This is a genomic window from Kitasatospora sp. NPDC054795 (assembly GCF_053611565.1).
In genome coordinates this window covers 43,129-59,200 of the sequence record NZ_JBSHAP010000031.1, presented here as the reverse complement: position 1 = coordinate 59,200, position 16,072 = coordinate 43,129, and the positions used below count along the sequence as shown (strand labels likewise).

Annotated in this window: 2 protein-coding genes; one reads left to right on the top strand and one right to left on the bottom strand. The window is 76.1% G+C overall.

The window, feature by feature from the left end:
• Window positions 1-12: 12 nt before the first annotated feature.
• Window positions 13-14,631 (top strand): type I polyketide synthase, encoded by a 14,619-nt coding sequence (locus ACWGJO_RS14095; RefSeq protein WP_452183637.1) that lies wholly within the window; start codon window positions 13-15, stop codon window positions 14,629-14,631.
• A gap of 66 nt (window positions 14,632-14,697) precedes the next feature.
• Here the strand turns inward: ACWGJO_RS14095 and ACWGJO_RS14090 are convergent, their stop codons facing one another.
• Window positions 14,698-15,921, bottom strand: coding sequence for a cytochrome P450 (locus tag ACWGJO_RS14090; RefSeq protein ID WP_387689955.1), 1,224 nt, complete (start codon window positions 15,919-15,921; stop codon window positions 14,698-14,700).
• Window positions 15,922-16,072 lie beyond the last annotated feature (151 nt).

Here is a 16,072-nt window from a genome sequence, read left to right as displayed (position 1 = left end):
GCGGCAGTTTCGATGGCAGATGATGCGCGGCCGATGGCGGACGACGCCCAGCGGCTCCGCGACTACCTCACCCGGGTGGTCGCCGAGCTGCAACACACCCGCCGGCGGGTCCGGGACCTGGAGTCCGCGGCGGGCGAGCCGATCGCCATCGTCGGGATGAGTTGCCGCTACCCGGGCGACGTGCGCTCCCCGGACGACCTGTGGCGGCTGGTCAGCACCGGCCAGGACCCGATCGGTCCGCTGCCCGCGAACCGCGGCTGGGACCTCTCGCCGGCCGACGAGCCGTCCTGGGCGGGCGGATTCGTCGAGGACGCCGGGGAGTTCGACGCGGACCTGTTCGGGATCTCGCCGCGCGAGGCGCTGGCGATGGACCCGCAGCAGCGGCTGCTGCTGGAGACCTCCTGGAAGGCCTTCGAGGACGCCGGGCTCGACCCGCTGTCGCTGCGGGGCTCCAGCACCGGTGTCTTCGTCGGCGTCACCTCGGTCAGCTACGGCCCCGGGATGGACCTGCCGGAGGACGTGGCCGGCCACCTGATGACCGGCACCGCCTCCAGCATCGCCTCCGGCCGGGTGTCGTACACCTTCGGCCTGGAGGGCCCGGCGGTCACCGTGGACACCGCCTGCTCCTCCTCCCTGGTCGCGCTGCACCTGGCCGTCCAGTCGCTGCGCGAGGGCGGTTGCGACCTGGCGCTGGTCGGCGGCGTCACGGTGATGACCACCCCGATGCAGATCGTCGAGTTCGGCCGCCAGGGCGGTCTGGCCTCGGACGGCCGCTGCAAGGCGTTCTCCGACGAGGCCGACGGCGCGGGCTGGTCCGAGGGCATCGGCCTGCTGCTGGTCGAACGGCTCAGCGACGCGCGGCGCCGCGGCCACCAGGTGCTCGCGGTGGTCCGCGGCAGCGCGATCAACCAGGACGGCGCCTCCAACGGCCTCACCGCCCCGAACGGCCCGGCACAGGAACGGGTGATCCGACGGGCACTGGCCAACGCCCGGCTGAGCGTCGAGGACGTGGACGCCGTGGAGGGCCACGGCACCGGCACCCGGCTCGGCGACCCGATCGAGGCCCGGGCGCTGCTGGCCACCTACGGGCGCGGCCGCTCCGCCGAACGCCCGCTCTGGCTCGGCTCGATCAAGTCCAACATCGGCCACACCCAGTCCGCCGCCGGGGTGGCCGGCGTGATCAAGATGGTCATGGCGATGCGCGACGGCACCCTGCCGCCCACGCTGCACGCGCAACGGCCCTCCGCCCAGGTCGACTGGTCGCCCGGCACGGTCCGGCTGCTGACCGAGCCGCGGCCGTGGCCGGCCGCCGACCGGCCCCGCCGCTCGGCGGTCTCCTCGTTCGGGATGAGCGGCACCAACGCCCACGTCATCCTGGAGCAGGCCCCGGAGCCCGAGCCCGTCGAGCCCGCCGCCGCACCCGCCGAGGGCACCGCCCCCGCCGAGGGCACCGGGCCCGCCGAGGGCACCGCCCCCGCCGAGGGCACCGGGCCCGCCGAGGGCACCGGGCCCGCGCTCACCGCCGGCCCGCTGCCGTGGCCGCTGGCCGCGAAGACGGCGGACGGGCTGCGCGGCCAGGCCGTCCGGCTGCGCGACGCCATGACCGCGGACGACGCCCCGCGGCCGGTGGACGTCGCCCGCTCCCTGCTGACCCGGGCCGCGCTGCCCAGCCGCGCCGTGGTGCTCGGCGCCGAGCGCGCGGAACTGCTGGCCGGCCTGCAGGCGCTGGCCGACGGGGAGTCGGCGGCCAACCTGGTGCGCGGCGAGGCCGCCGGCGGCACCGGGGTGGTCTTCGTCTTCCCCGGCCAGGGCAGCCAGTGGGCCGCCATGGCCCGTGAACTCCTGGACGCCTCACCGGCGTTCCGGCAGCGGCTGGAGCAGTGCGGGGCGGCGCTCGCGCCGTACGTCCCCTGGTCGCTGTCCGAGGTGCTGGGCGGCGCGCCGGACGCCCCCGACCTGAGCCGGGTGGACGTCGTCCAGCCGGTGCTCTGGGCGGTCATGGTGTCGCTGGCCGAGGCCTGGCGCTCGGTCGGCGTCCGCCCGGCCGCGGTCGTCGGCCACTCCCAGGGCGAGATCGCGGCGGCCTGCGTCGCCGGCGGCCTGACACTGGAGGACGGCGCCCGGGTCGTGGCGCTGCGCAGCCGGGCGCTCGCCGCCCTCGCCGGCCGCGGCGGCATGGTCTCGCTGCCCGTCGGCCGGGAGCGGGCCACCGAGCTGATCGCCCCCTGGGGCGAGGGCCTCTGCGTCGCGGCGGAGAACGGCCCCGCCTCCACCGTCGTCTCCGGCGAGGCCGGCCCCGTCGAGGAGCTGCTGGCGCTCTGCGGGGCCCGGGAGGTGCGCGCCCGTCGCATCCCGGTGGACTACGCCTCGCACTCCCCGCAGGTCGAGGAGCTGCGCGAGCGCATCCTCGCCGACCTCGCGCCGATCACCCCCGGCTCCAGCGGCATCGCCTTCTACTCGACCGTCACCGGCGCGCCGATCGACACCGCGCGGATGGACGCCGGCTACTGGTACGACAACCTGCGCTCCACCGTGCGCTTCGAGCAGGCCACCCGCGCCCTGCTGGCCGACGGCCGCTCGGTGTTCGTGGAGAGCAGCCCGCACCCGGTGCTCACCATCGGCATCCAGGACACCGCGGACCAGGTCGGCACCCCGGTGACGGTCACCGGCACGCTGCGCCGCGAGGACGGCGGCCCGGACCGCCTCCTGGCGGGCGCCGCCGAGCTGTGGACCGCCGGGGTCGCCGTCGACTGGTCGGCGGCCTTCGCCGGAGGCACGCGCACCGCGCTGCCCACGTACGCCTTCCAGCGCCGCCGCTACTGGCCCGACCCGCTGCCCGCCCCGGCGCGGGCGGCCGGGGGCGGCGACCCCGCCGAGAGCGGGTTCTGGGACGCCGTCGAGCGCGGCGACGCCGAGGAACTGGCCGCCACCCTGCGGCTGGACGAGGCGCCCGGGGTCCTGGACGCGGTGCTGCCCGCGCTGGCCGGCTGGCACCGCGGCCGCCGCCGGGGCGCGACCGTCGACTCCTGGCGCTACCGGGTCGCCTGGACCCCCGTACCCGACCTGCCCGCGCACCCCCGGCTGGGCGGCCGCTGGCTGCTCGCGCTCCCGGCGGGCGGGAACGGCGGGGAGGTCGCCGACCTGCTGCGCTCGGCCGGGGCCGAGGTGGTCGAGCTGACCGTCGCCGCCGACGCCGACCGTACGGAGCTCGCCGAACGGCTGAGCGCCGCCGGCTCCGCCACGGGTGTGGTCTCGCTGCTGGCGAGCGCCGAGGACGCACCGCAGGCCCCGGCCGGGCCGGCCGCGACCGTCACCCTGCTCCAGGCCCTCGGCGACGCCGACCTCGACGCGCCGCTCTGGTCGCTCACCGGCGGCGCGGTGTCGATCGGCCGCGCGGACCCGCTGCGCAGCCCCGTCCAGGCGCTGTCCTGGGGCCTGGGCCGGGTCGCCGCGCTGGAGTACCCGCGCCGCTGGGGCGGTCTGATCGACCTTCCGGCCGTCCTGGACGCCCGGGCCGGCGCCCGGCTGGTGGCGCTGCTCGGCGGCGCCGCCGGGGACGAGGACCAACTCGCCGTGCGCGGATCCGGGGTGTTCGCCCGCCGCCTGGCCCGCGCCCCGCGCGCGGCCGGGACGGCGCTCGAACTGCCCGGCTCGGTGCTGGTCACCGGCGGTACGGGCGCGCTCGGCGCGGTCGTCGCCCGCTGGCTGGCCGGCCGCGGCGTGCCGCACCTGACCCTGCTCGGCCGGCGCGGTACGGCGGCGCCGGGCGTGGCGGACCTGGTCGCGGAGCTGACCGCGCTGGGCACCCGGGTGACCGTGGCCGCCTGCGACCTGACCGACCGGGAGTCGCTGGCCGGCGTACTGGCGCGGATCCCGGCGGAGTTCCCGCTGGTCGGCGTGGTGCACGCGGCCGGCGTCGGCCAGGCCATGATGCTGGACCGCACCGGCCCGGCGGAGCTGGCCGAGGTGCTCGGCGGCAAGGTCGCCGGCGCGCTGCACCTGGACGAGCTGACCCGGGGCCTGGACCTGCGGATGTTCGTCACCTTCGGTTCGGGCGCCGGGATCTGGGGCAGCGGCGGCCAGGCGGCCTACGCGGCCGCGAACGCCTACCTGGACGCGCTGGTCCTCCGGCGCCGGGCCGAAGGCCTGCCCGGCACCTCGCTCTCCTGGGGCGCCTGGGGCGAGGTGGGCATGGTGTCGACCGACGCCGTCCGCGACCACCTGCGCGAGCGCGGCATGGTGCCGATGGACCCGGACCTGGCGATCGAGGCGCTGGCCGGGGCCGTCGACGCGGGCGAGGACTGCCTGACCGTCGCCGACATCGACTGGCCCCGCTTCGTCGACACCTTCACCGCCACCAGGGTCAGCCCGCTGCTGGCCGACCTCCCCGAGGCGCGGACGGCGGACGAGGAGCCGGCCGGCGAGGACCGGCGCCCGGACCTCGGCCGCCGGCTCGCCCCGCTGCCCGAGGCGCAGCGGCGACAGATCCTGCTGGACCTGGTCCGCACCGAGGTCGCCGCCGTGCTCAAGCACCCGGACGTCCGGGCCGTCGAGGCCGCGCGGACCTTCAAGGACCTGGGCTTCGAATCGCTCACGGCGGTCGAGCTGCGCAACCGGCTGAACCGGGAGACCGGCCTGCGGCTGCCCGCGACCATGGTGTTCGACCACCCGACGCCGACCGCCCTGGTGGCCTACCTGGAAAGGGAGTTGGACCTCGGTGCCGAGGCGGGCCCGGCCGGCGCCGAGCCGGCGGCGGTCCCGGCCGGCCTGGACGAGCCGATCGCGATCGTCGGCATCGGCTGCCGTTTCCCCGGCGGCGTCCGCTCGCCCGAGGACCTGTGGACCCTGGTGGCCGACGGCGCCGACGCGCTGTCCTCCTTCCCCGTCGACCGCGGCTGGCCGGACCGGGTGCCGGGCGTGGACAGCGCCGTCGGCGGCTTCGTGGACGACGCCACCGAGTTCGACGCCGGGCTGTTCGGGATCTCGCCGCGCGAGGCGCTGGCGATGGACCCGCAGCAGCGGCTGCTGCTGGAGGCGTCCTGGGAGGCCTTCGAGGACGCCGGCATCGATCCGCACGAGGTGCGCGGCAGCCGGACGGGCGTCTTCGCGGGTGCCTCGTCCTCGGGCTACGGCCACGGCCAGCTGCTCGACGGGGTCGAGGGGCACGTGCTGTCCGGCACCGCCAACAGCGTGATCTCGGGCCGCGTCTCGTACGTGTTCGGCCTGGAGGGTCCGGCGGTCACGGTGGACACGGCCTGCTCCTCCTCGCTGGTGGCACTGCACCTCGCGGTGCAGGCGCTGCGGGTGGGCGAGTGCGGCATGGCGCTGGCCGGCGGCGTCGCCGTGATGGTGAACGCCGGCGCGTTCGGCGAGTTCAACCGGCAGGGCGGGCTGGCGGCGGACGGCCGCTGCAAGGCCTTCGCGGCCGGTGCGGACGGTACGGGCTGGGGCGAGGGCGTCGGCGTGCTGGTGCTGGAGCGGCTGTCGGACGCGCAGCGGCTCGGGCACCGGGTGCTGGCGGTGGTCCGGGGGAGCGCGGTCAACCAGGACGGTGCGTCCAACGGTCTGACCGCGCCGAACGGGCCCTCGCAGGAGCGGGTGATCCGTCAGGCCCTCGCCAACGCGGGACTGGCGGTATCGGACGTGGACGCGGTGGAGGCGCACGGCACCGGCACCCGGCTGGGTGACCCGATCGAGGCGCAGGCGCTGCTGGCGACGTACGGCCGGGACCGGGCCGGTGAGCCGCTCTGGCTGGGCTCGGTGAAGTCCAACCTGGGGCACACCCAGGCGGCGGCCGGTGTCGCGGGTGTGATCAAGATGGTGCAGGCGCTGCGGCACGGCGTGCTGCCGGCCACCCTGCACGTGGACGAGCCGACGCCGCAGGTGGACTGGTCGGCGGGCGCGGTGGAACTGCTCACCGAGGCCCGGCCGTGGTCGCCGGGCGAACGCCCGCGCCGGGCGGGCGTGTCCGCCTTCGGGATCAGCGGAACCAACGCCCACGTCCTGCTGGAGCAGGCGCCCCCCGTCGAGGAGACGGCGCCGGTCGAGGAGGCCGCCGGGCCGACGCCGTGGGTGGTGTCGGCGCAGAGCGCCGGGGCGTTGAAGGCCCAGGCGGCGCGGCTGGCCGGGGCGTTGGACACCGACGCCCGTCCGCAGGACGTGGCGTGGTCGCTGGCGACCGGGCGGGCCGGGCTGGCCCACCGCGCGGTGGTGCTCGGCGACGGCCGGGCGGCGCTGCTGGAGGGTCTGGCGGCGCTGGCGGCGGGCGAGCCGTCGGCGCGGGTGGTCTCGGGCGTCACGGCCGAGGGCCGGACGGCGTTCCTGTTCACCGGTCAGGGTGCGCAGCGGGTCGGCATGGGTGCCGGGTTGTACGAGGTGTTCCCGGTGTTCGCCGAGGCCTTCGACGCGGTCTGTGCGGAGTTCGACCTGCTGCTGGACCGTCCGGTGAAGGACGTCGTCTTCGCGGGTGCGGAGGATCTGGACCGTACGGTCTGGGCGCAGGCCGGGCTGTTCGCGGTCGAGGTGGCGCTGTTCCGGCTGCTGGAGTCCTGGGGTGTGGTCCCGGACGTGCTGCTCGGGCACTCGATCGGTGAGGTGGCGGCGGCCCATGTGGCGGGCGTTCTCTCGCTGGCGGACGCGTGCGCCCTGGTGGCGGCGCGCGGCCGGCTGATGGACGCGCTGCCGAGCGGCGGGGCGATGCTGGCGGTGCAGGCCGGCGAGGCCGAGGTCCGCGAGGCGATCGGCGACCGCCTGGACGTCGCCGCCGTCAACGGGCCTGCCTCGGTGGTGGTTTCGGGGCCGGCGGAGGTTGTCGAGGAGTTCGCGGCGCGCTGGTCGGCCGAGGGTCGCAAGACCAGCCGGCTGACGGTCTCGCACGCCTTCCACTCGGCCCTGATGGAGCCGATGCTCGCCGAATTCGCCTCCGTGCTGGCGGAGTTGACCTTCGCCGAGCCGAAGGTACCGATCGTGTCGACGCTGACCGGCTCGCCCGCCGAGCCGGGTCTGCTGACCACGCCGGAGTACTGGGTGCGCCAGGTCCGCGAGGCCGTCCGCTTCGCCGATGGCGTCGAGGCCCTGCACGGCCAGGGCGTGACCCGCTTCCTGGAGGTCGGCCCGGACGGCGTACTGACCGCTCTCGCCGCCCCGTTGGTGCCCGACGCCGTGGGCGCGCCGCTGTTGCGCAAGGACCGGGACGAGCACGAGAGCGCTCCGGCCGCCCTGGCCGCGCTCTGGACGGCGGGAGCCGCGATCGACTGGTCCGCGGTGCTGCCCGCCGGCCGGCGCGTCGCCCTGCCGACGTACGCCTTCCAGCGCGAGCGCTACTGGCCCCGGTCCATCGACCTGGGGAGCCTCGTGGCCGACCCGGCCGAGGCCCGGTTCTGGCGGGCGGTCGAGAACCAGGACCTGGCCGGGCTGGCCGAGGCGCTGGAGATCGGCCGGGCACCCGAGGAGCTGGAGTCCGTCCTGCCGGTGCTGTCCTCGTGGCGGCAGCGCCGCCAGGTCGACTCGGTGGTGGACTCCTGGCGCTACGAGGTGGTCTGGAAGCCGCTGACCGGCCTCACGGAGACCCCCCTGTCGGGGCGCTGGCTGCTGGTGACGGCCGAGGGGGCACCCGTGGAGGCCGTCGAAGCGGCACTGCGGGCCGCCGGCGCGGACGTTCTGCCGGTGGCCGGGGAGGGCCTCGGCCGGAAGGAGCTGGCCGACCGTGTCCGCGAGTCGGCCGCCGAGGGCGAGCCGGTGAACGTGCTCTCCCTGCTCGCCGTGGCCGAACAGCCGCAGGGCCCGGGCTCGTGGGTGTCCTCCGGCGTGGCCGGGACGCTGACGCTGGTCCAGGCGCTGGGCGACGCGGGCGTCAGGGCGAAGCTGTGGTCGGCGACCGTCGGTGCGGTGTCGGTGGGCCGGGCGGACCGGTCGGTGAGCCCGGCGCAGGCGCAGATCTGGGGTCTGGGCCGGGCGGCCGCACTGGAACTGCCGGTCTTGTGGGGCGGGTTGGTCGACCTTCCGCCGGTGCTGGACGAGCGGGCCGGCCACCGGCTGGTGGCGGTGCTCGGCGGTGCCGAGGACCAGGTCGCCGTGCGCTCCTCGGGCGTCTACGGGCGCCGGGTGGTGCGGGCCGCGCAGCGGAGCGGCCGCGGCGGCGTTTGGACCCCGTCCGGGACGGTGCTGGTGACCGGTGGTCTGGGTGCGCTGGGCGCGGAGGTGGCGCGTTGGCTGGCCGGGCGCGGGGTGCCGCACCTGGTGCTGACCGGCCGTCGTGGCGATCGGACGCCGGGCGCCGCCGAGCTGGTGGCCGAACTGACCGGTCTGGGTGCCCGGGTGACGGTCGCCGCCTGTGACGTGGCGGACCGCGACGCGGTCGCCGCCGTCCTGGCCGCGGTGCCCGCCGAGCTGCCGCTCACGGGCGTGGTGCACACCGCGGGCGTGGTGGACGACGGCGTGCTGGACGGCGAGACGGTCGAGCGGTTCGAGCCGGTCTTCGCCGGCAAGGTCGGCGGCGCCGATCTGCTGGACGAGCTGACGGCCGGTCCGGAGCTCGATCTGTTCGTGGTCTTCTCCTCGATCGCGGCGACCTGGGGCAGTGGTGGTCAGGGCGCCTACGCGGCGGCCAACGCCCACCTGGACGCGCTGGTGCAGCGGCGCCGGGCGCGGGGTCTGCGGGGCACGTCGGTGGCCTGGGGCCCGTGGGCCGGTGAGGGCATGGCCGCCCAGGGCGATGCCGCCGAGCAGCTGCGCCGTCGTGGCCTGGCCGTGATGGACCCGGAGTTGGCGGTGTCGGCCCTGGCACGGGCGGTGGACGCGGACGAGGGCTGTGTGACGGTCGCGGACGTGGACTGGCAGCTGTTCGCGCCGGCCTTCACGGCCGTGCGCACCAGCCGGCTGCTGGCGGAGCTGCCGGAGGCCGTCGGCGCGCAGGCGCTGGTGGTCGAGAGCGTGGAGCGGTCCTCGGAGTTCCGGGAGCGGCTGGCGGCGGCCGCGGCCGGGCGCCGGGAGCGGATGCTGGTGGACCTGGTCCGGACCGGTGCGGCCGCCGTCCTCGGGCACGTTTCGATGGAGGCCGTGGACGCCGGTCAGGCGTTCCGCGACCTCGGCTTCGACTCGCTGACGGCGGTGGCCCTGCGGAACCTGCTGGTGAAGGAGACCGGGCTCTCGCTGTCGGCCACGCTGGTGTTCGACTATCCGACGCCGGTGCTGCTGGCGCGGCATCTGGCCGGGGAACTGCTGGAGTCGGTGCCCGAGGCGGCGGTGGCCGCGGAGCTGCCGCGCGCGGTGGTGTCCGCCGCTGAGGACCCGGTCGTGATCGTGGGCATGAGCGCCCGCTATCCGGGCGGGGTGCGTTCGGCGGCCGGGCTGTGGGAGCTGGTGGCCGCCGGGGCGGACGGGGTCACCGGCTTCCCGACCGACCGCGGCTGGCCGCTCGAAGCGGTCGGCGCCGCGGCGGCGCGCGGTGGCTTCGTGGAGAGCGTGACGGAGTTCGACGCGGGGCTGTTCGCGATCTCGCCGCGCGAGGCGCTGGCGATGGACCCGCAGCAGCGGATCCTGCTGGAGGCGTCCTGGGAGGCCTTCGAGGACGCCGGGATCGACCCGCGTTCGGTGCGCGGCGAGCAGATCGGCGTCTTCGTCGGTGCCTCCAACTCCGGCTACGGTGCCGCCGGTGGCCTGGAGGAGGTCCAGGGCCATGTGCTGGCCGGGACGGCGAACAGTGTGATCTCCGGCCGGGTGGCGTACGCCTTCGGTCTGGAGGGTCCGGCCGTCACCGTGGACACGGCCTGCTCCTCCTCGCTGGTGGCCCTGCACTGGGCGGCGCAGGCGCTGCGCGAGGGCGACTGCGGGCTCGCGCTGGCCGGTGGTGTCACCGTGCTGGCCACCCCCGGGGTGTTCGGCGAGTTCGACCGCCAGGGCGGCCTGGCCGCCGACGGCCGCTGCAAGGCCTTCGCGGCCGGCGCGGACGGTACGGGCTGGGGCGAAGGCGTGGGTCTTCTGGTGCTGGAGCGGCTCTCGGACGCGCGCCGCAACGGGCACGAGGTGCTCGCGGTGGTCCGGGGCAGCGCGGTCAACCAGGACGGCGCCTCCAACGGCCTCACCGCCCCGAACGGCCCCGCCCAGCAGCGGGTGATCCGCCAGGCACTCGCCAACGCCGGACTGACGGCCGCCGACGTCGACGCCGTCGAGGCGCACGGCACGGGCACCGTGCTGGGCGACCCGATCGAGGCCCAGGCGCTGCTCGCGACCTACGGTCGGGACCGCGACGGCGAGCCGCTCTGGCTCGGCTCGGTGAAGTCCAACATCGGCCACACCCAGGCCGCGGCGGGCGTCGCGGGCGTGATCAAGATGGTGCAGGCGATGCGCCACGGGGTACTCCCGGCGACCCTGCACGTGGACGAGCCCACCGCCGAGGTGGACTGGTCGGCGGGCGCGGTGGAACTGCTCACCGAGGCGCGCTCCTGGCCCGAGCTGGACCGGCCGCGCCGCGCGGGTGTGTCCTCCTTCGGGATCAGCGGCACCAACGCCCATGTGATCATCGAGCGCCCCGAGCCCGGGCCCGCGCCCGCGCCGGTGGCGGGGGCCGGCTCCGGCCCCGTCCCGTGGGCGCTGTCCGCCCGCACCGCCGACGGGCTGCGCGGCCAGGCCGAACGGCTGCGCGAGCACGTGCGGGAGCACGGGACGGCGGACCTCAGGGATGTCGGCCGCGCCCTGGCCACCTCCCGCGCCGCGCTGGAGCACCGGGCGGTCGTCGTCGGCTCCGACCGCGAGGAACTGCTGCGCGGGCTGGCCGCCGTCGTCGACGGCGCGCCGAGCGCGGCGGTGGTCTCCGAGCTCGCGGGCGACGGCCGGGTGGCGTTCCTGTTCACCGGCCAAGGTGCGCAGCGGGCCGGGATGGGACGTGACCTCCACGCCCGCCACCCGGTGTTCGCGGAGGCCTTCGACGCGGTCTGCGCGGAGTTCGACCTGCTGCTGGACCGCTCGGTGAAGGACGTGGTGTTCGAGGGCACCGAGGACCTGGACCGTACGGTGTGGGCGCAGGCCGGGCTGTTCGCGGTCGAGGTGGCGCTGTTCCGGCTGCTCGAATCCTGGGGCGTGGTACCGGAGTTGATGCTCGGCCACTCGATCGGAGAGATCGCCGCGGCGCACTGCGCCGGGGTGTTCCCGCTGCCGGACGCCTGCGCCCTGGTGGCCGCGCGCGGCCGGCTGATGGAGGCACTGCCCGAGGGCGGGGCGATGCTGGCGGTCCAGGCCACCGAGGCCGAGGTCCGCGAGGCGATCGGCGGCCGCCTGGACGTCGCCGCCGTCAACGGCCCGGCCGCCGTGGTGGTCTCCGGCCCCGTCGAGGTGGTCGAGGGGTTCGCCGCGGGCTGGTCGGCGGCCGGGGTGAGGACGCGCCGGCTGGCCGTCTCGCACGCCTTCCACTCGGCCCTGATGGAGCCGATGCTGGACGACTTCGCGGCCGTCCTGAAGGGCCTGGCCTTCAGCGAGCCGGGCATCCCGGTGGTCTCCGCCCTGACCGGCGGGATCGCCGGGCCCGGCCTGCTCACCACCCCCGACTACTGGGTGCGCCAGGTCCGCGAGGCCGTCCGCTTCGCCGACGGCGTCGAGACCCTGCACCGCCAGGGCCTGACCCGGTTCGCCGAACTGGGCCCCGACGGCGTGCTGTCCGCGCTGGTGGCCCGGATCGTCCCGGACGCCGTCGGCGTGCCGCTGCTGCGCGAGGGACGGGACCACGTGCCGTCCGCCGTCGGGCGGCTCTGGGCGGCCGGCGTGCCGGTGGACTGGGCGGCCGTGCTGCCCGGTGGCCGGCGGGTGGACCTGCCGACCTACGCCTTCCAGCGGGACCGCTACTGGCCGGAGCCGACGGCGGCGGCGCAGCCCGTCGACCCGGCGGAGGAGCGGTTCTGGGAGGCGGTCGAGCGCGAGGACCTCGGCGAGCTGGCCGAGACCCTGGACGCCCGACCGGAGGCCGTCGGGACGGCGCTGACCGCGCTGTCCTCCTGGCGTCGCCGCCGTCGCCAGGACGCCCGCACCGACGCCTGGCGCCACCGGGTGCTGTGGCAGCCGGCCGCCGCGCCGTCCGGCCGGGCCGTGCTGGACGGGACCTGGCTGGTCGTCGCCCCGGAGGGCGAGGAGCTGGCGGCCGAGGCGCAGAGCAGCCTGGTCGCCGCCGGGGCCCGGACGCTGCGGCTCGCCGTCGACGGCGACGCGGGCGACGGAACCCACGGAACCCACGGAACCCACGGAACCCACGGAACCCACGGGACGGACCGCGCGGCGCTGGCCGCGCGGCTGCGGACCGTGCTCGACGGGGCCGGTGCGCTCGCGGGCGTGCTCGCGGTGCCCGGCGACCGGGTCGCCGAGCTGGCGACGCTCGCCCAGGCCCTGGACGACACCGGTCTGACCGCCCCGCTGTGGGCGGTCACCGCCGGTGCGGTGTCGACCGGCCCGGCGGACCCGCCGGCCGACCCGGGCCAGGCCACCGTCTGGGGCCTCAGCCGCGGCCTCGACCTGGCCGGTCCGGACTGCTGGGGCGGAATCGTCGACCTCCCGGTGCGCCGGGACGCCGCCGCCTGGGACCGCCTCGCGCAGACGCTCACCGGAGCGGAGCAGGAGGCCGCGATCCGCGACGGGCGGGTCTTCGTCCGCCGGCTGGTACCGGCCCCGGCCGGGGCGGCGGCCGGGCAGGTGCGGTGGCCGGACACCGGCACCGTCCTGATCACCGGCGGCACCGGGGCGCTCGGCCGGCGGGTCGCCCGCCGGCTGGCCGACCTGGGCGTGCCGCGCCTGCTGCTGGTCGGCCGGCGCGGTGAGCGGGCGCCCGGCGTCGCCGACCTGCTCGCCGAGCTGCGGGCGGCCGGAACCGAGGCGACGGTGGCGGCCTGCGACGTCGCCGACCGGGCGGCGCTCGCCGGGCTGCTCGCCGCGGTCCCCGCCGAGCACCCGCTCACCGCGGTGGTGCACGCGGCCGGGGTCGGCGACGACACCACGGCCGACGCGCTCACCCCGGAGCGGATCGCCGAGGTGCTGCGGCCCACCGTGGACGGCGCCCGCCACCTGCACGAGCTGACCTCGGGTCTGGACCTGAGCGCCTTCGTGCTGTTCTCCTCGGTGGCCGGGGTCTGGGGTGCCGCCCAGCCCGCCAGGGCGGCGGCCAACGCCTACCTGGACGCGCTGGCCGAGGCCCGCCGGGCCGCCGGCCTGGCGGCCACCTCGATCGCCTGGGGGCCGTGGGCCGCCGCCGACGGGCTGACCGCCGACGCCGCCGGCCTGCTGGCCCGCACCGGGCTGCGGGCGCTGGACCCGGACGCTGCGCTCGACCTGCTCGCCCGCCTGCCCCGGGAGGCCTGCCTCACCGTCGCGGACGTCGACTGGGAGCGCTTCGCCGCCTCGTACACGCTCAGCCGGCCGCGCCGGCTTCTGGACGGGGTCCCGGCCGCACGGCGCACCGCCGGCGCGGCCGACGAGCCGGTGCCGGCGGACGCGGCGGCGCTGCGCGAGCGGCTCGCCGGGCTGCCGGACGAGGAGCGGCACCGGGCCATGCTCGACCTGGTCCGCGCCCACGCCGCCGGCGTGCTCGGGCACGACGGCGCCGAGGCGGTCGCACCGGAGCGGCCGTTCCTGGAACTGGGCGTCAACTCGCTCAGTGCGATCGAGCTGCGCGACCGGCTCCGGACGGCCGTCGGGGTGCCGCTGGAGAGCACCGTGGTGTTCGACAGCGGGACCGCGGCCGAGCTGGCCCGGCGGGTCCTGGCGGCCCTCGGCGGGTCCGCCGCCGCCGCCGAGCCGCGCGAGCAGACCGGGATCCTGCGCACCCTGTACGCCGAGTCGATGCGGCAGAACAAGCTCCACAAGTACATGGAGTTCCTGTCCGACGCGGCCTCCTACCGGCCGATGTTCGACTCGCCCGAGGAGGTCACCGAGCGGCCCGCGCCGGTCTTCCTGGCGCGCGGGCCGAAGCGGCCGCGGGTGGTCTGCCACACCGGCATGTCGGCGCTGGGCGGCGTGCACGAGTTCGCCCGCTTCGCCGCCTCCTTCAACGGCAGCCACGACGTGATCGCGCTGCCGCTGCCCGGCTACCGGGACGGGGAGCAGCTGCCGGCCGGCCTGGAGGCCTCGCTGGACTGGCAGGCCAGGACACTGGTCGAGGTCGCCGGGGACGCTCCGTTCGTGCTCCTCGGGCACTCCGGCGGTGGGCTGCTCGCCCACGCGCTGACCCGCCGGCTGGAGGCGATGGGCGTGCCGGTGGCCGGCGTGGTCCTGGTGGACACCTATCCGATGGACCGTCCGATGCACCAGGAGTGGCTGTCGGAGCTGACCGAGGGCACCTTCGGGCGTGAGGAGCTGGCCGTGCCGATGACCGACACCCGGCTCACCGCCCAGGCCTGGTACGGCCGGATGTACCTCGGCTTCCGGGCCGAGGAGGTCGCCGCCGCCACCCTGGTGGTCCGGGCCTCCGACCCGATCGGCGAGTGGACCCGGGAGGACGACTGGCGCGCCACCTGGGACCGGCCGCACCGTACGGTGGACGTCCCCGGCAATCACTTCACGGTGATGATGGAGCACGGCGCCACGACCGCCGCGGCCGTCCGGGAGTGGCTGGACACCCTGGTCGAGCCCGGTGGTGCGCGGGCCGCCGAAGGGTGACCGGACGCGGAACCGCCCGGGAGCGTCTCGTACGCTCCCGGGCGGTTCCGTCCGCGGGCCGCCGGCTCAGGCGCGGTACGCGACCCGCAGCGGCAGGCGCTTGAGGCCCAGCACGAAGTTGAACCGGGTGTGCCACTCCAGCTCCGTGGAGGCCAGCTCGATCCTCCCGTAGCGCCGCAGCAGCTCGGTGATGGTCAGGCAGACCTCGGTCCGGCCGAGCATCGCGGCGATGCAGTAGTGCGGCCCGGAGCCGAAGGCGAGCGACTTCACGCCCTCGCGGCGCAGGTCCAGGCGGTCCGGGTCGGGGAACCTCGCCGGGTCCCGGTGGGCGGCGCCGAGGATCGCCAGGACGACGTCGCCGGCCGGGATGCGCTGCCCGGAGACGACGAGGTCGTCGGTCAGGTGCCGCAGGATGACCTGCACCGTGGAGTTGTAGCGGGCCAGCTCCTCGAAGCAGTCGCCCATCATCCCCGGGTTCGCCCGCAGCAGCTCCAGCTGGTCGGGGTTGGTCAGCAGGGCGTGCAGGCTGTTGCCGATGACGTTGATCGTGGTCTCGTGCCCGGCGTTGAACAGCAGCAGCACCTGGGCGATCACGTCCTCGTCGCTGAGCCCCTCGCCGTCCTCGTCCTTCGCCATCAGCATGGTCAGGACGTCGTCCCGGGGCTCGGCCCGGCGCAGCTCCATCTGGTGCCGGATGTAGGCGCTGAACTCCGGCTCGGCCTGGTTCATCGCGTCCCGCATCCGCGGGGTGATCAGCGGGTCGATGATGTTGGCGATCGCGTTCGTCCACTTGAGGCACTTGTCCGCGTCCTCGATCGGAATGCCCAGCAGACCGCAGATCACCGCGACCGGGACGGGGGCGGCGAGCTGCTCGATCAGGTCGACCTCGCCCTCGCCCATGTCGTCGATCAGCCGGTTGACGATGCGCAGGATCTCCGGCTCCAGGCGCTGCACGGCGCGCGGCGTCACCGCCCGGGCGATGATGCGGCGCAGCTTGCGGTGCTCCTCGCCGTGCTTCACCAGCATCCAGCGGCTCAGGCTGCGCATCGCCGGGCTGTCGGGACCGCCGCGCTGCTCCGCGAACGCCGGATCCGTGGTGACGCTGGAGGACGCCTGCGGGGAGCGCAGGAACGCGTCCACGTCGTCGTACCGGCTGAGCGTCCAGAATCCGTACGGCGAATGGTGAATGGGTTCCGTCTCGCGCAGCCGCCGATAGTAGGCGTATCTGTTCCTATGGAGCTGCGGATCGTTGAGGTCGAAGAGAACCCTGGTCCTTTGCCGCTCCACCATGACCCGGCCAATCATCGCGAGGAAATTTTTCCCCAGGCTCCGGCGGACGGTGATGAGGGGTCAACCCCTATCCTTCCCGGCGGCGTGCTGGTTAAGGGGGAATCCTTGAGGCTAGGGGTGGTTGACGGCGCCGGGCCGCGATTAGCCTGCG

Bases quoted from the DNA above. Each gene is read 5' to 3' on its own strand.
- ACWGJO_RS14095 (WP_452183637.1), top strand. From the start codon at position 13: ATGGCAGATGATGCGCGGCCGATGGCGGACGACGCCCAGCGGCTCCGC.
- ACWGJO_RS14090 (WP_387689955.1), bottom strand. From the start codon at position 15,921: ATGGTGGAGCGGCAAAGGACCAGGGTTCTCTTCGACCTCAACGATCCG.